This is a genomic window from Pseudoalteromonas sp. 0802, assembly GCF_013350085.1.
Lineage (GTDB): Bacteria > Pseudomonadota > Gammaproteobacteria > Enterobacterales > Alteromonadaceae > Pseudoalteromonas.
The window spans coordinates 155,917-177,110 of sequence record NZ_JABVXE010000007.1 but is presented as its reverse complement, the minus strand read 5'-3'; the positions used below and the strand labels follow the sequence as shown (position 1 = coordinate 177,110).

18 protein-coding genes are annotated in these 21,194 nt (G+C 42.5%); 11 read left to right on the top strand and 7 right to left on the bottom strand.

Going from position 1 to position 21,194, the window contains the following annotated elements; translation table 11 throughout:
• Positions 1-571: 571 nt before the first annotated feature.
• From HUS61_RS13350 to HUS61_RS13330, 5 genes are all read right to left on the bottom strand, one after another.
• Positions 572-1,273 (bottom strand): hypothetical protein, encoded by a 702-nt coding sequence (locus HUS61_RS13350; RefSeq protein WP_175082676.1) that lies wholly within the window; start codon positions 1,271-1,273, stop codon positions 572-574.
• A 91-nt stretch (positions 1,274-1,364) separates the two neighbouring features.
• A complete protein-coding gene (locus tag HUS61_RS13345) occupies positions 1,365-2,642 on the bottom strand; it encodes a LysM peptidoglycan-binding domain-containing protein (RefSeq protein ID WP_175082675.1) in 1,278 nt (425 codons plus the stop codon).
• Between the two features lie 118 nt (positions 2,643-2,760).
• On the bottom strand, positions 2,761-3,300 hold the full coding sequence (locus tag HUS61_RS13340; RefSeq protein ID WP_175082674.1) for a hypothetical protein: 540 nt from the start codon (positions 3,298-3,300) through the stop codon (positions 2,761-2,763).
• An 85-nt stretch (positions 3,301-3,385) separates the two neighbouring features.
• The gene (locus HUS61_RS13335; protein ID WP_175082673.1) at positions 3,386-4,690 is read right to left on the bottom strand and encodes a PAS domain-containing sensor histidine kinase; all 1,305 of its coding nucleotides are present in this window, start codon (positions 4,688-4,690) and stop codon (positions 3,386-3,388) included.
• A 3-nt stretch (positions 4,691-4,693) separates the two neighbouring features.
• Positions 4,694-6,097, bottom strand: a complete 1,404-nt coding sequence (locus HUS61_RS13330) for a sigma-54 dependent transcriptional regulator (protein WP_175082672.1) — start codon at positions 6,095-6,097, stop codon at positions 4,694-4,696.
• 230 nt (positions 6,098-6,327) lie between these two features.
• Between HUS61_RS13330 and HUS61_RS13325 the strand changes: the two genes are divergently transcribed.
• From HUS61_RS13325 to HUS61_RS13315, 3 genes are read left to right on the top strand one after another with little or no spacing between them, the layout of a single operon-like run.
• Positions 6,328-7,581, top strand: coding sequence for an efflux RND transporter periplasmic adaptor subunit (locus HUS61_RS13325; RefSeq protein ID WP_175082671.1), 1,254 nt, complete (start codon positions 6,328-6,330; stop codon positions 7,579-7,581).
• Positions 7,582-7,592: 11 nt separating this feature from the next.
• On the top strand, positions 7,593-8,294 hold the full coding sequence (locus tag HUS61_RS13320; RefSeq protein ID WP_175082670.1) for an ABC transporter ATP-binding protein: 702 nt from the start codon (positions 7,593-7,595) through the stop codon (positions 8,292-8,294).
• 1 nt (position 8,295) lies between these two features.
• Complete coding sequence (locus HUS61_RS13315; protein ID WP_175082669.1) at positions 8,296-10,692, top strand: ABC transporter permease; 2,397 nt, start codon at positions 8,296-8,298, stop codon at positions 10,690-10,692.
• A gap of 115 nt (positions 10,693-10,807) precedes the next feature.
• On the opposite strand, the gene HUS61_RS13310 is transcribed toward HUS61_RS13315, so the two are convergent.
• The gene (locus HUS61_RS13310; protein WP_175082668.1) at positions 10,808-11,335 is read right to left on the bottom strand and encodes a sugar O-acetyltransferase; all 528 of its coding nucleotides are present in this window, start codon (positions 11,333-11,335) and stop codon (positions 10,808-10,810) included.
• Between the two features lie 155 nt (positions 11,336-11,490).
• Between HUS61_RS13310 and HUS61_RS13305 the strand changes: the two genes are divergently transcribed.
• From HUS61_RS13305 to HUS61_RS13295, 3 genes are all read left to right on the top strand, one after another.
• Positions 11,491-12,261 carry a DeoR/GlpR family DNA-binding transcription regulator gene (locus HUS61_RS13305; RefSeq protein WP_175082667.1) on the top strand — a complete coding sequence of 257 codons (771 nt, stop codon included), beginning with the start codon at positions 11,491-11,493 and terminating at the stop codon, positions 12,259-12,261.
• A gap of 95 nt (positions 12,262-12,356) precedes the next feature.
• Positions 12,357-14,177 (top strand): glutamine--fructose-6-phosphate transaminase (isomerizing), encoded by a 1,821-nt coding sequence (gene glmS / locus HUS61_RS13300; protein ID WP_175082666.1) that lies wholly within the window; start codon positions 12,357-12,359, stop codon positions 14,175-14,177.
• A 102-nt stretch (positions 14,178-14,279) separates the two neighbouring features.
• Positions 14,280-15,449: an alpha/beta hydrolase-fold protein gene (locus tag HUS61_RS13295; protein ID WP_371319675.1), complete on the top strand. Its 1,170-nt coding sequence runs from the start codon at positions 14,280-14,282 to the stop codon at positions 15,447-15,449.
• Between the two features lie 19 nt (positions 15,450-15,468).
• Here the strand turns inward: HUS61_RS13295 and HUS61_RS13290 are convergent, their stop codons facing one another.
• Complete coding sequence (locus tag HUS61_RS13290; protein WP_175082665.1) at positions 15,469-16,617, bottom strand: serine hydrolase; 1,149 nt, start codon at positions 16,615-16,617, stop codon at positions 15,469-15,471.
• A 404-nt stretch (positions 16,618-17,021) separates the two neighbouring features.
• On the opposite strand from HUS61_RS13290, the gene HUS61_RS13285 reads away from it, so the two are divergent.
• The 5 genes from HUS61_RS13285 to HUS61_RS13265 all read left to right on the top strand — a co-directional run bounded on the left by HUS61_RS13285 (position 17,022) and on the right by HUS61_RS13265 (position 21,185).
• Complete coding sequence (locus HUS61_RS13285; protein ID WP_175082664.1) at positions 17,022-18,173, top strand: RNA ligase RtcB family protein; 1,152 nt, start codon at positions 17,022-17,024, stop codon at positions 18,171-18,173.
• Positions 18,170-18,832 (top strand): peptide chain release factor H, encoded by a 663-nt coding sequence (gene prfH, locus HUS61_RS13280; RefSeq protein ID WP_175082663.1) that lies wholly within the window; start codon positions 18,170-18,172, stop codon positions 18,830-18,832. The genes HUS61_RS13285 and prfH overlap by 4 nt, the downstream gene beginning before the upstream one ends.
• Complete coding sequence (locus HUS61_RS13275; RefSeq protein WP_130167312.1) at positions 18,807-19,139, top strand: low molecular weight protein tyrosine phosphatase family protein; 333 nt, start codon at positions 18,807-18,809, stop codon at positions 19,137-19,139. Before prfH ends, HUS61_RS13275 begins: the two co-directional genes overlap by 26 nt.
• A 149-nt stretch (positions 19,140-19,288) precedes the next feature.
• Positions 19,289-19,939, top strand: coding sequence for an RNA ligase family protein (locus HUS61_RS13270; RefSeq protein WP_258536004.1), 651 nt, complete (start codon positions 19,289-19,291; stop codon positions 19,937-19,939).
• Positions 19,926-21,185, top strand: a complete 1,260-nt coding sequence (locus tag HUS61_RS13265; protein WP_175082662.1) for an AAA family ATPase — start codon at positions 19,926-19,928, stop codon at positions 21,183-21,185. The genes HUS61_RS13270 and HUS61_RS13265 overlap by 14 nt, the downstream gene beginning before the upstream one ends.
• Positions 21,186-21,194: the final 9 nt, after the last annotated feature.

The window sequence follows — 21,194 nt, the reverse complement described above, 5'->3', positions numbered from 1 at the left end:
TTTGCCATGTGAAAGTAGGTCATCGCCAGGATCCTATTAAAGAAAGCCCGATTCGAAAGAGTCGGGCTTTTTTGCGTTTTGAGCTGTCAGCCAGGTAGGTTGGGTAGAGCGGAGCGAAACCCAACATAATCCATGTGAACCTCTTCATAATTCCATGGTTAAAAAACTCTTAAAATGTCTACCAGGTTGGCGGTCTGTAAAACAGCTTATTTCACCTTGCGCTAATTCGTCTTTTATTAATGAGCTTTACCTCTTCATTGTGCATGACGAATTACCACACTGTCAGCTTTCAGCCGTCAGACGTCAGTTGAAATGTGGGGTTGTCCTGTACAGAGTCATCCTCAGCAACAAAACCCCGTAGGAGGCACTTCAGTGCCGAATCTAGACCTTAACAAACACATTCATGGCTGAAGCCAATCCTACAAGTAAACTTTGCCTAGAGCCTAGAGCCTAGAGCCTAGAGCCTAGAGCCTAGAGCCTAGAGCCTAGAGCCTCCAGCAGAGGAAGACGCTGCACCAAACACCTCCACCGCGCGGCTGATCGCTGACGGCTGAAAGCTGATAGCTCGTTGTCACTCACACTGCTGTATTTCTTTCACATCACCGCGGCCATCGCTTAGGTAGCATTGTTCTAGCAACGAGCAGTAGCAGATCTCAGTTTTGATATTAAAGCGTTGGTCATTTACCTTGTCCCACTGAGTTGCATTGAAGCCTGTTTTCTTAAAACCAAAAAGATTAAGTTCAGCGCCTGAGGCTAATAATCGGTTATTACTAACGCCGGTATACAACCAACCAAATTTTTCAAAGAAATTGATCTCCGGTGACTCATTTTGCAACTTATTTAATTGCTCTTGGTAAGCATAAATATCAAAGCAGCAGTTTTTTATTACTTCAAATATCTCTGTATACGACTTTTCATCGTGGAAGAATTTAACGTATTTAATAATGGCTGGGCCTGATCCTGAGTTTTTAATGTAAAAAGTAATTTCTTCAGAATTTTTTTCTTCATTAAAATTCCCCGTCATCACTTCGAGCCATGGCCAGGTTGCGGCTTTTACTTGTCGTTCTGCGGCGTTGGCTTGCAAGTAAGTGGCATAAAAGGAGGCTGCTGAAATTATAATGGCACAGAGTGCGAGAAATAGGTTTAGCCGCTCGTTGGTAAACCATGCCTTGCGCTGAGTGTTTTGCTGGGTGGTCTTTGTTTGCTCTTCAAGGTTAGAGTTTTGCTCTGTTTTAACGGTGGAACAGCTTGCGTCCTGTTGCTGATTATCCATAATTTTTAATTGTTGTTTTTATAGACTAATAAAGATACAACTTTAATTGGATAGATAAAAGAGACAGGGAGTAAAACTCCCTGATTTGATATTAACTATTTGAGATAAATACGGTGAGCTTTTCACCCACTCTTAAGCTATCTCTTGAAAGGTTATTCCATTGTTTGAGTTTAGTGATACTGACTTTGTATTGCTTTGCTATCTTCCAAAGGCTATCGCCAGATTTCACCTTATACTCGATTTGTTGATCAGCCAATTGCGGCAATATCAGTTTTTGACCAATACGAATGGTGTTTGTTTTTAGGTTATTGAAGGTTTTCAGCTGGCTAACTGTTACTTTATAGTTCTTTGCAATCACACTTAAGCTATCACCGCGTTTAACTGTGTAATGTTGCCATTGGCTATAATCATTGCTCTTTTGATTAGCTAATAGAGTTCGATAACTTGCTTGCTGATCTTTTGGGACCACAATATGTGGCGCATCAATCACCGCGGGATATCGGATAACGCCATGGTTCAGCTCTTCTAGCTCTTGCCATTTTGCTTTGTCTGCCAAGATCACTGCACCTGTCACTGGTAAGGTCGCAATAGCCTGCTCATTCTTAATCGCAGGGAATATCATTTTTTGGTGCTTTAATAATTGTGCTGCGGCCAGTAACTTAGGCACGTATTGTTTGGTTTGCGATGGTAGTTTTAAGCTAAAGAAGTCCGTCGACTTACCTTGTTTTTTATTACGATCAATCGCCTGTAATACACGCCCTTCACCAATATTGTAGGCAGCAATAGCATGATACCAATCGCCATCAAAGCGTTTATAAAGGTACTCCATAAAATCCAAAGCTGCGCGGGTGCTGTCGATCACATCTTGGCGACCATCATACCAAGGGGTAATTTTTACTTTGAAGTATTTGGCGATTGAGGGGGTGAGTTGCCATAAACCCGATGCATGTTTGTGCGAATAGGCACTGGCATCAAAATCGCTCTCTATAAGCGGCATTAGAGCGAGTTCTATTGGTAAGTCACGGTTTTCTACTTCTGTGACGATATGATACAAATACGGCGCTGCGCGGCGGCTTATTTCTTCCATGTAATTTGGATGAGTAAGGTACCAAGCAATGCGCTTTTGCACATCTGGGTGACTTGAATCGCTAAACTGTAGTTGAATGCGAATACGCTGCCATACGTCATCAAGTTCACTTGGTTTGAGCGGTGTCACCGCGTCTACTTGTGCTGTTTTAGCTTCTGCAACCACAGTGCCTGGATTGGCTTTGATGATAGGCTTCTTTTCGGGAAGTGACTCAGGGGCAGTCTGACAGCCTGTTACAATAAAAGAAACAACAACAAGGCCTAAAAATCGATTTAAAAACACGTATTAAAATACTCCGTTAACTTAGGTGCGGGTAAACTAAAGCGCCTAAGCTTAACATAGGGTGAGCTAAAAATGACCATTAGATTAACAGCTCGCTAACTTACTCACCCAATTGAAATTAAAACGAAATACTAACTTGTAACCCAGCATAACCATGGTTTTGTGCTTCCCAATAGCGGCTGTCTATTTCTCGGGCTCTGGCATAGATCTCTATTCTGAATGGCTTTGAGTCCACGCCCATACCCACACCAACATAGCCATCAATATTATTGTGGTCGTCATCATAGCGGTCGCTGTAGTCGTGGTCATCTCGGTCGTCGTATACAGCAAGCTCAATTAAATCTAAGCCCACTTCGCCATAGACAAAAAAGTCACTGAAATAGCCAAATTTTATGCCGCTATCTAAGGTGAGAAATGTCTCCCGATCACCTTTTTTAGTAAATACTTCTGCTGAGCCTAGTGCTGTTGTAAATGCTGCGCCGAAATTGCTGTAGTTATTTTTAGCCATAAATTCGATGCCGGCTGAGGTGATTGAATCAGTACTATTATGCTCTGATTTAACAAACAGGTTCATATTAGGGCTGTCATAAATACCAGCAAAGCTTGTAGCAGGAATGAAGGCAAGTGATGAAAAGAGTGCTAAGGCAAGGAATCGCATATTGGTTAGTCCATTAAACGTTAATGGGTACATGATACCAAACAGCGCCTTAGCAAATTGTAAATAATTGTTCTAACTATGTAAGTTAGCCGAACACGCAGCGAAAGCAGGCTCCTTGCTGGCGTTTGATATAAACCAGATCGCCGCCATGATTGAGCATGATCTGGCGCGATAAACTTAAGCCTATTCCTGAGCCTTGTTGCTTGGTAGTAAAAAATGGCACAAAAATCATCTCGATCACATGATCGCTGATACCTGTACCATTGTCGCTGACCTCTAAATACAGTTGTTGATTAGCATTTTGTGCAATGCTTACCTCAATACACTTTGCTGACTCTGGAGTATTTAACTGCTTAAGGACATCAAGGGCATTGGTAAGCAGGTTTATTATTACTTGTTCAACTTGGCCTCTATCTATCATTACTAACTGTTGGCTTTGCACCGATAAATTCAACGTAATATTAAGTTGCTTAGCTTGTTGTGAGTGCAGAGCGACAACTTGCTTGGCAAGATCGGCCAGAATATGTGGCTGTAAGTGTGGGGCGGGTAAGCTACTAACCTTTTTAAATTGCGCTATAAATTCCCCTAAATGCTCGGTTCGTGATGCGAGTGTTGTTAGGGCGAGTTGCAAGTCTTGTTTATCTTCCTGATCATCAAAACTAAGCTCAGTTGGCAGCAGTGCCGTACAAGTTTGTGCTAAAGAAGAAAGTGGCGTAATCGAATTAGCGATTTCATGGGTTAGTACTTTTGTAAGGCGCTTATAAGCTTGTTGCTCTTTTAATTGCAGCTGATCATGAATCGATTGCAAACTGATCACTTTACGAACTTTACCTTGGATTTCGGCAATACTGATCTGCACAGATAACGTATCGTGCTGCTCACCATTTTGCCATGGCACGGTATTACGGCTATTTTGTTTTGCGTCTTGGACTAGGTTGGCTATTAAACCTAAATCATCGATGTGCTTTACAGCTTGTCCAAGTAAACGGCTGACCGCCGGATTGCTTTCAATAATAGTGCCTTGTTCATCACATACTAATACTGCTAAATCGATATGAATTAATAGCGCTTGTAAGAACTGGGCTTGTTGCTCTGCATTAAAACGCGCAGCCTGAATTTGTTGTTTAACCTGCTCAAATTGCTGCTGCATAGGGTGTTGGTCGCCAAAGCCTAATGTGCTGTCTCCATTCGCTAAAGCGCGAAACACCATATCTGCACGCCTTGTTTGGCGTTTAAATAAATTAAAAATTTGCGCGGCACATACCAAATTTAAAATAACTAAAAGTGCCGAAATTGCAGAAAACCCGCTTTGCTCTACTTGCCAAAACAAAGCTATTGATAAACCAATTAGCGCAGCTAATAGGCCGGCTAAGCTAATAAAATTTCGCATCGATTAAAGTCCGTATTTTTCTAAACGACGATACATGGCTCCGCGTGTTAGGCCGAGGGCTTTAGCTGCATGACTCACGTTCCCTTGAAAATGCTTTAAAGCTGCACGAACGGTTCTCTGCTCGATGATTTCGAGATCAAAAGTGTCGTAGTCAGTGGCGTTTGAAGAGAGCTCATTTGTACTAACAGCAGTACTTGGTGAGCTTATCACTGAGCTAATATCGAGCTCTGTACCTTCTGATAGGATGACTGCTCGCTCAATTGCATGTGCAAGTTCACGGACATTGCCTGGCCAATGATACTGACTTAAACGTGTCATATCAGATGCCGCAATCGAGAGCTCACGTTTGTATTTATGTGCAAAGTGCTGCAAGTAGTAGTTACACAGTAATGGAATGTCTTCACTGCGCTCGCGCAGAGCTGGCAAACGGATCTCTACGGTATTAACACGGTACAGTAAGTCTTGCCTAAATTTGCCTTCAGTAACTGCTTGTTCGAGGTTTTCATTCGTTGCACAGATCAAACGAATATCAATATCGATGACTTTTGAACCACCAACCGGTGTTATTTGCCTGTTTTGTAGTGCTGCGAGCAGTTTAACTTGTTGGTTAAGCGGTAAATTACCTAGCTCGTCTAAAAATAAACTACCACCATGGGCCAGCTCAAATCGGCCAATGCGATCTTCTTTCGCGCCAGTAAACGCCCCTTTTTTATGGCCAAATAGTTCGCTTTCAAACAGACTTTCGGCTAGTGAGCCCATGTCTAGGCTTATGAAGGGTTGGCTTTGGCGCTGGCTTGCATTGTGGATTGCATGGGCAGTGAGTTCTTTTCCTGTGCCACTTTCGCCACTAATCAATATGTTGGCATCTGTGTTGGCTGCTTTGTCGATAACCGAAAAAACCTGCTGCATGGCATCACTTTGGCCTAAAAACTCAAATGGTTGATTGCCGATTGACTGCTGCAAGGCCTGCTTTTGTTTTGTGAGCTTACCAACTTGCTGCTTGTCTTTAGCGTGTGAAAATGCCGCTGCAACAGCACCGAGTAATTGCTCATTTTGCCAAGGCTTGGCAATAAAGTCAGAGGCACCGGCCTTAATTGCTTCGACCGCTAGCTGAATATCGCTGTAGGCCGTCATAAGCAGTACCGCAATGTTAGCGTCTTGGCTCATGATTTTTTTTAGCCAGTAGAATCCTTCTTTGCCACTAATTGAGTCTTGCGTGAAGTTCATATCGAGTAACACTACATCTATGGCTTGATCCGCCTCATGCTGTGCGTTAATGATAGCTTCGATATCAAAGGGGTTATCTGTGGTTTTTACAACCTGATAATGCTGCTTTAAAAGTAATCGTGCGGCGATAAGTACGTCGGGGTTATCATCGACGATAAGAATTGATCCTGCTTGTTTCATAGCTATTTATTATTATTCCTTTATGGGAACACTAAGACTAATTGAAAATAGTAACAGTGTCCATTTATGGACGATATATGGGCTTTGAAGTGTTCTATAAGCGGACACTTGATTATATGCACTCGTATTGATTTTTGTATAAGTCTTTGTAATTTAATAAAAATAAAAGTTGGCACAAGAGTTGTTTAATCTATAGGTAATTAGCACCTAGATAACTTAAAGGCGTCAACATGGATAAGAAAATTACACGCTCAAATAACAAAGCATTTTTTAAGAAATCAGTAATAGCAGCTGCATGCTTAGCTGTTGCGGCAGCAGCTTATGGTTTCACGCAAACTGAGCAAACAGGTCGTAGTCAGCAAGTAACCGCGACAAGCTTAACGATTAGCACAGTACAACAAGGTGAATTTGTTGATGCTTTAAGTCTTCGTGGTCAGGTTATGCCTCGCACTACTATTTACCTCGACACCATTGCCGGAGGCCAAGTCGAAGAGCGACTTGTTGAGCAGGGTGAGTTTGTTAAAAAAGGCCAACCACTTGTGCGTTTAAGCAATACCAACTTGCAGCTTGATGTAATGAGCCGTGAAGCACAGGTGACTGAGCAGCTTAACTTTTTACGTAACACGCAAATGAATATGGAAACCAGCCGTTTAAACTTACGCCGTGATTTGCTTGAAATCGATCTTAAAATTACGCATTTATCGCGTCGCTTAAAACAGACTCAGCCGCTAGTGAAAACGGGTGTGTTAGCTCAAGAGCAATTATCTGAAATTCAAGAAGACTTAGCGTATTACAAAGCGCGTAAAGAACTAACTCTTGAGCGTCAAAAGCAAGAAAACAGCATTCGTGAAGTTCAGGTTGCTCAGTTAAAAGACAGTGCCGACATGTTAGAGAAAAACCTACAGTTTGCGCGTAAGAACCTTGAAAACTTACTCGTAACAGCACCTGCCGATGGTTATTTAAGTGAGCTTGATGTTGAAATTGGTGAATCAAAAGGCCGTGGTGCTCGCCTAGGGCAGATTGATATTCCTAATGAATACAAGCTAGTTGTGCGACTAGATGAGTTTTACCTAAGCCAAGTTCAAACAGGTATGCAAGTGCTGATTGAACATGAACAAGGCGAAATCGCGGCGACGGTTAGCAAAATTGATAGTCGTGTTCAGCAATCACAGTTTCAGGTTGAAGTCGATTTACCCAATGGCACTAGCAACATAAAACGTGGGCAAAGCCTTGATGTACAGCTGATGCTAGGTGATAGCAAAGGCACTGCTTTATTACTTGAACGCGGCGCATTTTTTACCAGCTCAGGGGGTAACTGGGTTTATGTCATGGATAAAGATGGCAACCGTGCAGTACGAAAAGACATTCGTCTTGGCAAAAAGAATCAAAACTATTATGAAGTGTTAAGTGGCCTAAGCGCCGGAGATCGCGTGATCACCTCTAGCTACAGCAACTTTGATAAAGCACAACAACTACAATTTTAAGGATAAAAACAATGATTAAATTAACTAACTTATCACGCGTGTTCCGTACTCAAGATGTTGAAACAACAGCGCTTAATAACATTAACTTACATGTAAACGAAGGCGAGTTTCTTGCCATTATGGGGCCATCTGGCTGTGGTAAATCAACATTACTCTCTATTTTAGGTATGTTGGATTCGCCATCGGCAGGCAGTTTTGAATTTTTAGGTGAAGACATCGCAGGGTTTGGTGAAAAGCAATTAGCGGCACTTAGAAAAGCGTCGATTGGTTTTGTTTTCCAAAGCTTTAACTTAATTGATGAATTAACAGTATTTGAAAACGTTGAGCTGCCATTACAGTATCAAAATATCTCAAAAAGTGAACGTAAACAGCGAGTAGAAGCAATCTTAAAACGTGTTGCAATCGACCATAGAGCAGATCACTTACCGCAGCAGCTATCGGGCGGTCAGCAGCAACGTGTAGCAGTAGCCCGAGCTCTGGTGATTAATCCAAAGCTAATCTTAGCGGATGAGCCTACGGGTAACCTTGATTCAAAAAATGGTGATGAAGTCATGGCGATGCTGCGTGAGCTAAATCGTGAAGGTACCACGGTAATTGTCGTTACCCACTCAGAAAAAGAAGGCAATTATGCTGACCGTTTAGTGCGCTTACTTGATGGCCAAGTGATGGTTGATAAAGCAAACCGTGCTCAACAAACAGCAGAGGTGGCATAACATGATTTTAAGTTATTTGATCACCGCACTGCGCGCGTTTAAAAACCAAAAACAACACTTTATTTTAAATGTTCTGGGTTTGAGTGTGGGCTTAGCTGCGGCAATTCTAGTTGCTTTATTTGCAAAAAATGAGCTTTCGTACGATAGTCAACAGCCTCATGCTGAGCGTGTTTATCGCGTTGGCCAAGACTTCTCAAAACTCGGTTTATCTGTAGTACCTATTTTTAATTATGTGCAGTCAAAGCAGGCCGAAGATTACAGCCAAGTTGAAGAAGTATTCGGATTAACTATGGTCGAGTTGACTCGTGAAGCCATGGTTGATGTGAGTTACCGCAACCAAGGCTATAAGTTAAATGCCTTATATGGTGCTACAGCAAATATTGAAAATTTCATTGCTCTGAAAACGCTGGCGGGTGACTTAAAAACCGCAATGAGTACACCAGACAGCCTCGCTTTAAGTGAGTCAGAAGCACTGCGTATTTTTGGTCGCACCGATGTGATTGGTGAAACACTTACACATGAACAAGGACAGTACACAGTGCGTGCCGTGTTTGCAGACTTAGCAGATAACACTCACTTTGCCTTTAAAAATCTTGTTTATGTTAAGCATGATCCAAGCGAAATAGATATCAACAGTAGTTATGTTTATATGCGTGTCGCAGAAGGCACCGATACAGATGCATTAGCTAAAACCTTAACAGAGCGATTTTTTAGCGGTTCGATGCTGGAGCAAGTTAGTTTAGAGCTGCATCCATTACTTGATTTGCACCTAACGGCTAAATCACCGTTTGAGATGAAAGCTGGTGGTGCTAAACAAGTGGTGATGATTTGTGTTGGTCTAAGCATATTACTTATTCTTATTGCAGGTTTTAACTTTATTAATATGACAGTCGCTCAATCGACGAAACGTGCAAAAGAAGTGGGAGTGCGTAAAGCGCTTGGCGCAAGTAAAGGCCAGTTAGTAACGCAGTTTTTATCTGAATCTGTGTTGGTATCAATGCTTTCAATGGTGATTGCATGTGCTTTAGTGGAGCTATTTTTACCAAGCTTTAACCAACTAGTAGACCGCGAATTGGTCGTGAATTATGCCTCTGAATTTGGCATTGCAATTATTGTGGTCGCAATTGCTGTCGGCATATTAGCTGGGCTTTATCCTGCATTCTTTATTTCGTCATTCAGTGCAAAACGCGTTTTAAGTGGTGACTTACAGCGTGGTAATACTGCAATATGGGTTCGTAAGAGCTTACTAACCTTACAGGCTTCACTAGCAATAGGTTTAATCATTGCCTCTGTTACCTTGTTAAAGCAATTAACTTACTTACAAAGCTTACCTTTAGGCTATGAAACAACACAAAGATTGGTCATTTCAGAGCTACCTGTAGGCGAAGTATTCAAAAAAGAAAAAAATGCTTTAGTTAACCGTATCAGTGCAATTCAAGGCGTACAGCAAACAACAGTGATTGATACCCGTTTAACCGTTTCAATCAATAATACACTTATGCCAACGTGGCCAAATGGTGAAGCGTCTGGCAGCTTAACGCCTGTAGTAGGTGCAAGCTACGATGTTGTAAAAACGCTAGGATTAAAACTGGTTGCTGGCCGTGACTTTAGCCGTGAATTTGCTGGTGATTGGGCAAGCCGTGCAAATGGAGTAACAAGTACGGGTACTATTGTGACTGAATCTGTCGCAAGGCAAGCGGGTTACACTAACATGAGTGACATTATTGGTAAGGTAATTAAAGACTCAGGTCGCGGCGTAGATATGCGTGTTGTGGGTGTGGTTGAAGATGTAAAAGTAGGTAATGCTAAAGATGCTAACTCAAATATTATGTTCTTATGTGGCTTTAACTTTTTGTCACCTGTATCAGAATTAATTTTAACGATTGATCAGCAAAACTTGCCTTATATTAAAGCTCAGATCGCTGAAGTATTAGCAAGCTCAGCCAATATCTATGAGCCAAAAATTAACTTACTCGCAGACAACTACAAAACCCTGTTAAAAGGTGATGAGCGAATTTCGAATGTAGTTTTAATTTTTACCGGCCTTGCTGTGTTCTTAACTTGTTTAGGTACCTTTGGTTTGGCTTCGTTTGCAACAGTGCGTCGTCAAAAAGAAGTGGCTGTTCGCAAAGTGCTAGGTGCATCTCGTATCAGTATCGTAAATATCATTGCTAAAGAGTTCTTAGTGCTGGTGGCGGTAAGTATTGCTATTGCGTATCCAGTAACTTACTTCTTGGTAGGTGATTGGTTAGCCAACTTTAATGACCGTATTGAACAAGCTGTATGGGTGTATTTAGTCGCTGCCGCCGCGGTGGCAGCGATTACCTGGATTACCGTTGCAAGTTTAGCCTTCAAGGCCGCAAGCACCAGACCATCGCTTATTTTACGATATGAATAACAGTAACTAACTCCCAACTATAAGCCCAGCAATACAGCTGGGCTTTTTTAGCTTTAAATGAGTCGCTATAAATGACGTTCTACGTAGGACGTGCTTTAGTGCGTCGGTATGAGAGTTAAAGGTCTTTAACCTTCACCGCGGGGTTACCTGCTACTAGGGTATTTGCCGCGACATCTTTGGTAACTATTGCCCCTGCGCCAATCACGGCATTATCAGCAACTTTAATACCCGCAAGTATAATAGCGCCTGCACCAACCCATACATTGTTGCCGATGCTAATCGGCGCTGCAAAATTAGCTTTTGCTAAACGCTCAGTTGGGTTTACTGCATGCGATACTGCAAGAATTTGCACATTTGGGCCTATTAAGCAGTCATCACCTATCGTAATTTGCGCATCAGTTAGCGGCGCATCGAGTACAGTACAGTTAATATTTATGAAGGTTCGCTCACCTATTTTAATACCACTGCCATAATCACAATGAAAACCCGCTTCTATAACAACCTGCTCGCCACAGTGATCAAACATGCCTTTTAGTCGTTTTAAATTGCCTTTACTCGGGCTTTTTGCAAATAAACGGCAAATTTCATGGGTATTTTTTCGTTGTTCGAGTAAGGACTTATCGAGGCTATTAAACTCTTTCATGGGGCATATTCATGGTTATTTTTGCCAATAGCTTAGCGTGTTGGTGATGAAGATCAAAATTAAAGCTGTGTAGGTTAACGATCATTCACTTGCCATTTATATTGTTTCGTTTAAAATCTCAAAACTTTCGAAACGAAACTTATGTAATTCACTTTATGACAAAACGAAACACTCAACAACGTCGCCATACAATCTTAAGCCAAGTGAATGAACTTGGTGAAGTTGCTGTTGAAGCGTTAGCGGAGCAGTTTCAAACCTCTGAGGTGACGATACGTAAAGATCTGACAGCCCTTGAAAAAAGTGGCTTGTTGCTACGCCGTTACGGTGGCGCTATTGCATTGCCGCAAGAAATCGTTGCAAATAGCAACGAGAAAAGCGACTCGCTTCGCAAAATGGCAATCGCACAGGCGGCTGCAAAGCTTATTAAAGACCATAACCGCATCATCATTGATAGCGGCCGCACTACAGCAGCGATGATACCTGAGCTTGCCAAAAAGCGCGGTTTAGTGGTGATGACAAATGCTATTAATGTCGCTAACCGACTGCTTTCATTAGAAAATGAGCCAACACTTTTGATGACCGGGGGAACCTGGGATCCGCATTCAGAATCGTTTCAGGGCCAAGTTGCGGAGAATGTTCTTCGCTCTTACGACTTTGACCAACTATTTATTGGTGCCGATGGCATTGATATTGATAGAGGTACTACAACCTTCAATGAATTAGTGGGGCTAAGCCAAGTGATGGCTGAAGCGGCCCGTGAAGTAGTGGTGCTGGTAGAGTCAGAAAAAATTGGCCGAAGAATACCGAATTTAGAACTGCCTTGGCAGCGTGTAACCACTGTTATTACAGACAACAACCTGTGCGCAGATAAGCGTAAGGCGATAACAGCATGTGGTGTACGGCTGATCTGTGCAGAAATTGAATAACCCGTAATAAGATCGACAACACCTTATTACGCATCATTTATGACAACACATACCGCCCAAAGTAGAACGCTTTGGCATGTGCAAAAGGAGAAATTATGTGTGGAATCGTTGGGGCTGTTGCAGAACGCCCAGTAAACAAAATACTTGTTGAAGGCCTAAAGCGTCTTGAATACCGTGGCTATGATTCGGCTGGTGTGGCTTTACTTAAAGGTACTGAGCTTAACACTGTAAAGTCTGTGGGTAAGGTTGCTAATCTTGAAGCGGCACTCAATGACGCAGCAGTTAATGGTACGACAGGTATCGCACATACGCGCTGGGCAACTCATGGTGGCGTAACTGAAGCGAATGCTCATCCACATGTTTCGAATAGCGAAATTGCCCTAGTTCATAACGGTATTATCGAAAACCATGCCAGCCTACGCGATGCGCTTAAAGGCGACGGTTATGAGTTTTTATCAGAAACAGATACTGAAGTCATGGTGCACCTTATTCACCAACTTCGCCAACAGCACGATACGCTTTTAGCAGCTGTGCAAGCTGCTGTTAAGCAGTTTGAAGGTGCATTTGGTACAGTTGTTTTTGATAAAGCGAACGATAACGAAATCATCGTAGCGCGCTCTGGTAGCCCACTGGTGATTGGTTTAGGTCTTGGCGAAAACTTTATTGCCTCTGACCAACTTGCTCTATTACCTGTTACACGAAGCTTTATTTACCTTGAAGAAGGTGATGTGGCTCGTATTACCCGTGACAGTGTTGAAATTTTTGATGCAAACGGTGATGCAGTCGAACGCGAAGTGATTGAATCGAACATTACGCAAGATGCATCAGGTAAAGGCGAATATCGTCATTACATGCTGAAAGAAATTTACGAACAGCCTCTTGCTGTACGTAACACCCTTGAAGGCCGCTTACATAATGACACTGTAGCGATCGATGCCTTTGGCGAAAGCGCTCAGCAAATCTTTAAAGACGTAAAACACGTGCAAATTATTGCCTGTGGTACTTCATATCACTCAGGTATGGTTGCTCGTTACTGGCTTGAACAATTTGCTGGCGTGAGCTGTAACGTAGAGATTGCATCTGAGTTCCGTTACCGCGAATCATTTGTACATGAAAACAGCTTACTTGTGACAATTTCACAATCTGGTGAAACAGCCGATACGCTTGCTGCACTTCGTCTTGCAAAACAGCAAGGTTACATGGCTTCAATGACCATTTGTAACGTACCGGGTTCATCATTAGTACGTGAATCTGATTTAGCCTTTATGACTAAAGCCGGTGCTGAAATTGGTGTTGCATCAACTAAAGCCTTCACCACACAGCTTGTTGGCTTATTAATGCTTACGGCATCTATTGCGCAAGAAAAAGGCCTAGATCAAAGTGCGATTGTGAATGCAATTAAAACACTTCCTAACAAGTTAGAAGAAGCACTACTGCTTGCAGAAGGGATTGAAGATTTAGCTGAAGAGTTTGCTGATAAGCACCACTCACTATTCTTAGGTCGTGGTTCACAATACCCAATCGCGATGGAAGGTGCGCTTAAGCTTAAAGAGATTTCATACATTCACGCCGAGGCATACGCAGCGGGTGAGCTTAAGCATGGCCCTCTTGCGTTGATTGATGCCGACATGCCAATCATTGTTGTGGCACCAAACAACGAGTTACTTGAAAAGCTTAAATCAAACGTAGAAGAAGTACGTGCCCGTGGCGGTATTATCTATGTATTCGCAGACAAAGACTCAGCGTTTGAATCTGACGAAACAATGCGTGTAATCAACGTAAACCATGTAGATGACGTGATTGCTCCAGTTGTATATACAATTCCGTTACAGCTGCTTTCATACTATGTTGCGGTTATTAAAGGCACCGACGTAGACCAACCTCGAAACCTAGCAAAATCGGTAACGGTTGAGTAAGTTTAGAGTTGTATATTTTTTATTAAGGCGCAATATGCGCCTTTTTTTGTACCTGCAATTCTGTTAGCTTAAAAAATTACCAATTTTTCTTAAGGATAAGTCGTGCGATTATTTAAGTTACTCTGTATTAGTGGTTTTTTACTCTGTACTAGTCATGTAATGGCTCAACCAGATGATGCGGTTACAAATTACAGCCAACATACGCATACTATCGAATCAAGTAATCTTAGTGAGCAACGCACTGTCGTTGTGCAATTGCCAAAAAGCTATCAAACACATCCAAACAAAAGGTATCCCGTTATTTACCGTTTGGATGGGGCCGGTAATTTACCATTGATTAATGCTGTGCTTGAACGCTTACAACAAAATGATCAAGCGCCAGAGGTGATTGTAGTTGCGATTGAAAGCACTAATCGACTTAGAGATTTTTATCCTACAGTGAACAAAGAGCCACAAGGGCCTGTTGGCGAAGGCGGTGGTGCAGCAAAGTTTTTAGCTTTTGTAGAGCAAGAACTGATGCCTTTGGTTAATAAACAGTATCGTACTCATGATTATAAAGTTATCGCAGGAGCCTCTGCTGCGGGTGTATTTGCTCTTTACGCAATGCAAGCTGACCCTGAGTTATTTCAAGCGCACATTGCATATAGCCCTGCGGTATGGTGGAACTATGGCGCCCCGGCTAAGAGTCTAAATACCTTTGTTACTAAAGCCAAAAGTATTAACAGCTATGTATATATGAATATCGGCGAAGAAGCCGGCATTATGCGCGAAAGATACGATGATATGCAGCAAACGATGCAAAATAGTAAAGTACCAAATCTGCGATTTAAGAGCGACGCCTTTGCAGGCGTTTCGCATAACCTAACCTCAGCTGCTGGGGCATTTAATGCGTACCATGGCTTATTTTTATCTAAACATATGCCTTTGAGTGCACTAGGCGATGATGTTTCATCAATTGATGCCTATTATCAACGTTTATCTCAGCAATGGGGCGAGCAAATAGCGCCACCAGACCGCGCTGTTAGGATGCTGGGTTACAGCTTAACGGATAACCAGCAATTTGAGCGGGCTATTGAGGTGTTTAAGTACAATATCAAAAACTACCCTAAATCAGCGTATGCACTGTCAGCTTTGTCATATGGCTATGAAATGCAAGGTAATACTCGCCAAGCATTAATACAAATCGAGGCTGCAATCGCTGTTGCCGATGACTCGTATCCCTACCCAGATTACTTAAAAGAGACAAAAACGAGGTTACAAGGGCAGCTATAGTTAAGCTGCCTTAAACAAATCAATGGTCTTGGTGATAATAGCTTAGAGTTTGTAGGGCAAGCGCAAATACATCTGCGCTGTTATCACCATTAACGTTTTTAACCACAGTCACCGCGCGTTGATGATCAACACACATAATGGTCATGGTAATGCCACCCATACTACCGCCAGAGTGCATTACAGCGTGAGGCATGTCGGCCATCAAGGCTTGTAGTTCAGTATTATGTTGGTACTTTTCTCTTTGTTGATAGTTTTTGAAACCTGTCATCCAACCGATACCAAAATCGACCTGTTCACCATTATTGAGAGTGGCTGGGGTAAACATTTCATCCACGCTGGTTGCTTTTAGATAATTGCCCTGCGTGTGAGCTACTGCAAACTTGACGATATCACTTGGTGTTGCAATAAAGCCACCGCCAGCCCATTTATAGCTGTGATCGGTTTGCGGTGAGTTAACTAAATGGCCTTGATCAACGCTATAAGGTCTTGCACGATGTGGGATCAGGGTAAATTGCTCATCAAAGTATGTGTCGTTTAACTTGAGTGGCGCGAAGACTTCTTGTTCGATAATTTGTCGAAAGTTGCGTTTCGGATCAGCGCCTTCCATCGCAGCGCTTACTAATGTCCAAGCGAATGTTGAATACTGCTGTTTGGTGCCCGGCTCAAACAGCAGGGGATCATCTTCAAACATGGCTAAAGCGCTATTTATATCGCCATACCATTTGTTGAGTAAAAACTCATTTGCGCCTTTTTTGTAATGGCGGATCCCTGCGGTATGTGACGCGAGTTGGCGCAGTGTTAAAGTTGCGTGTTTCTCTGGCCAGTTAGTTACATAGTCGGTTACAGGTTTGTCTAAGTTAATCAACCCCTTGTCGTAAAGGCGCATCATAGCGGCAGTGGCAATAAGTTTAGAGACACTGCCAATGCGAACCTTATGCTCGGGACTCATTAAAACTTGGTTTTCGATATCGGCAAAACCATAACCCTTTGCCGCGATTACTCCTGATTTATCGGCCACCGCGACAGTAATGCCCGGCACCGTTTTCGCACTCACCGCCGATTGAAAGGCAGCATTAATCGCTTGTGGTAGTTCAGCTGCGCTAGTGACATGGGCAGCCATCAATAGAGGTAGGCTGATGAGTGAGCGAGCTATTCGGTGTTTGAGCATGGCGGCATCCTTTTTGAGTAACCTTGCAGTCACTCTTGTTATTATTTTTAAGGCATTTTTAGATTGCTCAAATTTTCTCTAGATGACAACCCATAGTCGCTTAATTGCACATTTTTCACGTTGTGATGAACATTTAAAAAGGGCGTAAATAACAACGATTGCTTATTTTTTAGTTGCTTTCACTTTTTAAGGTGTTTACAATCGCCGCGATTTTAACCATTCACACACTGTAGAGGAGTAAACAATATGACTTATACAACTTGTTCCTTTGCAGGTCGTTTTCTTGCCTAGCTCGAAGCTATTTCTTTATTAGCTTTTCAAAGCTAAGCCTGATCAATTAATCAAAGACCTGCCAAATCATTTTTCGTTAGCATTTTTCTATTGCAGAGAAAGGAATTGGTATTATGGGCAAGTCCGTCCAAAAACTTACTGATAACGTTAGCCTTATTGCGTCTAAAGAGTCGTGGATTGAAGGGCTAGCAATACAACAATTAATTAAAACTTCTGAATTACCTGGTATGCACGCTGTAGCGGGTATGCCCGATTTACACCCAGGTCGAGGTTACCCCATTGGGGCAGCCTTTTTTACAGAAGGTAGAATTTACCCCGCTTTAGTGGGGAATGATATTGGCTGCGGTATGTCGCTTTGGCAAACCAATACTAAGTTAGCCAAGTTAAATGTAGATAAGCTCGCAAAACGCTTAAGCGATGTTGAACAGCCGCTAGATGAAAGTTGGCACACATTGATTAGCGAGCGAAAACATGAACTGGCTATCACACAAACTGGTTTTGATAGCGCCCTTGGCACCATAGGTGGTGGCAATCATTTCGCTGAATTTCAGGCGATTGAAGAAGTGTTTGATCAACAAGCTTTGCTTGCTTTAGGCCTACAACCTAAACAATTGCAGCTATTGGTGCACTCTGGCTCTAGAGGGTTAGGGCAAGCTATTTTAGTTAAGCATATTGCAGAGCATAACCATGATGGCCTTGAGGTCGTGAGTGATGCCTTTACAGATTATATGGCTAAACATGACGAAGCACTGCGTTGGGCACAGTTAAACCGAGAACTGATCGCACGGCGTTTTTTACAAGCTATTCGTGCTGGTGGCGAAGAGGTTTTAGATGTAAATCATAACCTTGTAAGTCAATCACAGATTGCAGGACAAGCAGGCTGGTTACATCGAAAAGGTGCTACATCCAGCGATCAAGGGGCTGTTATGATCCCGGGCTCTCGCGGTGATTACAGTTACTTAGTTAAGCCAACGGCTGAGCAAAACGTAAACTTACGCTCCCTTGCACATGGCGCTGGTCGCAAATGGAAGCGTGGAGAATGCCAAGGCCGTTTGAGTCACAAGTTTAAAAAGGAAGATTTATATCGCACTGCGTTTGGTAGCAGGGTGATCTGTAATGATAAAACGCTGCTTTATGATGAAGCACCACAAGCTTACAAAGACTGCCAAACAGTTATTGATGACCTTGTTGATGCTGGGCTGGTTACTGTAATTGCCAAATTAAAGCCTGTGCTTACCTTTAAAACACAAGGAACGTGCGGATGATCTTAGTGCAATTATCGTCAGGGGCGGGTCCTTTAGAGTGCTGTAAAGCGGTGGCTATGGCTGTTAAGCGCCTTGAGTGTGATGCTAAAGCATTAGCTATTAAGGTGAATGCTCTTGCTGTAGAGCAAGCTGAACTTTCAGGCTGCTACAAATCGGTATTACTTGAATTAACCGGTGCTGAGCCGCGAATTTTAAAACAGTTTGCTCAGCAATGGCATGGCTCGATGTTGTGGGTTTGTCAAAGCCCATTCAGAGCAAGGCATAAGCGTAAAAACTGGTACTTTGGCGGTCAACTATTTGAAATAGCAGAGCAAAAATTTGATAGCGAGATCCGCTTTCAGCAATGCCGCGCAAGTGGCGCGGGAGGCCAACATGTAAACACCACTGATTCGGCTGTTCGTGCTACCCATGTTGCGACAGGAACTACTGTTCGCGTAGAGAGTGAAAGAAGTCAGCATGCGAATAAGCGTTTAGCTCGAGTTTTGCTAATGCAAAAACTGGCAGAACAAGCTCAGCAGGCTGCTAGCCAGCAGCAAAAGTCGCGGTGGCAACAACACAATGAGCTGCAACGGGGTAATCCGATTCGTACTTTTAAGGGCCCTGAATTTAGCCAGACTCACAAAGGAAAAGGACATGGAAAACTTACTGTTTATATGTAGCCGTAACCAGTGGCGTAGCCCAACGGCAGAAAAGGTATTCAACCAATACAATGGCATTAAAGCCCGCTCTGCAGGCACAAGCCCACGAGCAAGGCACACGGTAACAACGGCTGATATTAATTGGGCAGATATAATTTTTGTAATGGAACATAAGCATAAACAACGCCTTAAAGCGCAGTTTAGCCGTTTATTACAATACAAGCCGATTCAGGTACTCGATATACCCGATGAGTACCAATATATGGATGAGGCACTCATTGAAACTTTAAAGCAGTCAGTCGATCACTATTTCGACCACACTGCATAATAAATAAAACGAGGATAGAACGATGTAATTCCATCAAGGCACAGCAATCCAAACACTTATAGTGACACTACTATGAGTACGTACTGCTGTGTCTATTTCTTTGAAAGCTAAATGAATTTAGCTACTAATTAGAGTAGATATGGAGAAATATGATGAGAATTAAATATCCTCGTACCCCACACCTTCCATGGTCATTGGGGGCTACGAATGACGACGTAAAGCAACGAGATTTAAGCCATTTTGTTGGCAAACTAGTTGTGGTCACTGAAAAAATGGATGGTGAAAATACCACCTTATACAATGACTACATTCATGCAAGATCGATTGATAGCCGCTTTCATCCATCGCGCGCTTGGGTAAAAGCACTGCAAGCGCAAGTTGGTTATAAAATACCAATCGGATGGCGTATTTGTGGTGAGAACCTTTATGCAAGGCATTCAATCTCATACAACAATTTGCCAAGTTATTTTATGGCTTTTTCTGTGTGGAATGAGCTCAATCAGTGTTTAAGTTGGCAAGACACTAAGCGGTTTCTTGCAAGCTTGGGGCTAACAACACCAAAGGAGCTGTATGTTGGTCTTTGGTGTGAGCAAACAATTAAAGCTATTTCGATAGATACAGTGAACCAAGAAGGCTATGTGGTGCGACTTGCTGAAGATTTTCATTACAAAGATTTTGCAAGTGCGGTAGCTAAGTGGGTTAGAAATAACCATGTAACCACCGAGCAGCATTGGATGTACGCAGACGTTATTGCAAATGGTTTACAAAAATCGGCAGGGGGCAAGCATGGAAAAAGTTGAAAACTGGTTAGCCAGCCTTGAGCTGCAAAATACTCCTAGTTTTGCCGAATGTGTAATGAATCTAGGGCGCTTTTTTCCGTTATTAAATGAATTTGAGCAAACAGAGCAGGATTCAATTTGGCATGCAGAAGGTAATGTCGCAATACATACTGATTTAGTGCTTAAAGCACTTTATGAGTTGCTTGCTGCTGAGGCTTCTCATATCACAGGTAAAAAGCGACAAGCATTGATTTTATCTGCCTTACTGCATGATATAGCCAAGCCATTGACCACCCGAAAAAAGGAGATTCAAGGTCAGTTAAGGGTTGTAGCTCCGTTACACGAAGAAATTGGTGCAAGTTATTTAGCAACGAAGTTGATAGAGCTTCCGCTTGAGCACAGTGTGATCATGGTAATTATGGGCTTGGTGGGTTTTCATCAAGTGCCAAAACGCCTTGTGATTAAAAATCAAGAGTTTAGTGATTATTTCAAGTTGTCACTAAATGCAGATTTAGAACTTCTCTATTGGCTTGAATTAGCCGATATGCGCGGTCGAGTTTGCAATGACTTGGCAGTACAGCTTGATTTGTTAGAGCAGTATCGCATGTTTGCACAAGATTATGAGTTATGGGGGGTAACTAATCCCACAACTACATATTTAGCGCGGATACAGGTTAAGCCTACTAAGTCAGAGCAAACACTGTTGGATGGTTATGCCATAAAACAGTTAGCCGATGGCGACATTAAGCTTGTCGAAGAAGCCATTGCGAAAAACTATACAACCTGTCAGCAGTACAGTCATTGCTACATTATGTGTGGTATCAGCGGCAGTGGGAAATCAACTTGGATCGCAAATAACTTAGTCGATTTTGAAGTCATCTCACTTGATGACATTAGGGCTGAAATTAACGGTAAACGTAGCTGCCAAAAAAGTCGCGGGCAAGTTTTGCAACTTGCTAAGCAACGCTTTAAAAAGGCACTAGCTGAAAAAAGAAACCTAGTGTGGGATGCTACAAACACTCGTAAAGACTTTAGAGAACCATTGATTGAGTTAGCTATTAATTACGGGGCATTAGTCACATTAGTGGTATTTCAATTAAGTGCTAAAAGCTTAAAACAATACAACCACAATAGAACGTTTAGCGTCAGTGATGACGTGCAGCAAAATCAGCTTAAAAAGTTTGAATGGCCTTGGCAAAGCCAAACACATAGACAATTAGTGATTGGCGAAGCAGGGCAGCTACTTTATCAATTTGGTCGTTTTTAATTGTTACAA

Bases quoted from the DNA above. Each gene is read 5' to 3' on its own strand.
- HUS61_RS13350 (WP_175082676.1), bottom strand. From the start codon at position 1,273: ATGGATAATCAGCAACAGGACGCAAGCTGTTCCACCGTTAAAACAGAG.
- HUS61_RS13340 (WP_175082674.1), bottom strand. From the start codon at position 3,300: ATGCGATTCCTTGCCTTAGCACTCTTTTCATCACTTGCCTTCATTCCT.
- HUS61_RS13335 (WP_175082673.1), bottom strand. From the start codon at position 4,690: ATGCGAAATTTTATTAGCTTAGCCGGCCTATTAGCTGCGCTAATTGGT.
- HUS61_RS13330 (WP_175082672.1), bottom strand. From the start codon at position 6,097: ATGAAACAAGCAGGATCAATTCTTATCGTCGATGATAACCCCGACGTA.
- HUS61_RS13325 (WP_175082671.1), top strand. From the start codon at position 6,328: ATGGATAAGAAAATTACACGCTCAAATAACAAAGCATTTTTTAAGAAA.
- HUS61_RS13320 (WP_175082670.1), top strand. From the start codon at position 7,593: ATGATTAAATTAACTAACTTATCACGCGTGTTCCGTACTCAAGATGTT.
- HUS61_RS13315 (WP_175082669.1), top strand. From the start codon at position 8,296: ATGATTTTAAGTTATTTGATCACCGCACTGCGCGCGTTTAAAAACCAA.
- HUS61_RS13310 (WP_175082668.1), bottom strand. From the start codon at position 11,335: ATGAAAGAGTTTAATAGCCTCGATAAGTCCTTACTCGAACAACGAAAA.
- HUS61_RS13305 (WP_175082667.1), top strand. From the start codon at position 11,491: ATGACAAAACGAAACACTCAACAACGTCGCCATACAATCTTAAGCCAA.
- glmS (WP_175082666.1), top strand. From the start codon at position 12,357: ATGTGTGGAATCGTTGGGGCTGTTGCAGAACGCCCAGTAAACAAAATA.
- HUS61_RS13290 (WP_175082665.1), bottom strand. From the start codon at position 16,617: ATGCTCAAACACCGAATAGCTCGCTCACTCATCAGCCTACCTCTATTG.
- HUS61_RS13285 (WP_175082664.1), top strand. From the start codon at position 17,022: ATGGGCAAGTCCGTCCAAAAACTTACTGATAACGTTAGCCTTATTGCG.
- prfH (WP_175082663.1), top strand. From the start codon at position 18,170: ATGATCTTAGTGCAATTATCGTCAGGGGCGGGTCCTTTAGAGTGCTGT.
- HUS61_RS13275 (WP_130167312.1), top strand. From the start codon at position 18,807: ATGGAAAACTTACTGTTTATATGTAGCCGTAACCAGTGGCGTAGCCCA.
- HUS61_RS13270 (WP_258536004.1), top strand. From the start codon at position 19,289: ATGATGAGAATTAAATATCCTCGTACCCCACACCTTCCATGGTCATTG.
- HUS61_RS13265 (WP_175082662.1), top strand. From the start codon at position 19,926: ATGGAAAAAGTTGAAAACTGGTTAGCCAGCCTTGAGCTGCAAAATACT.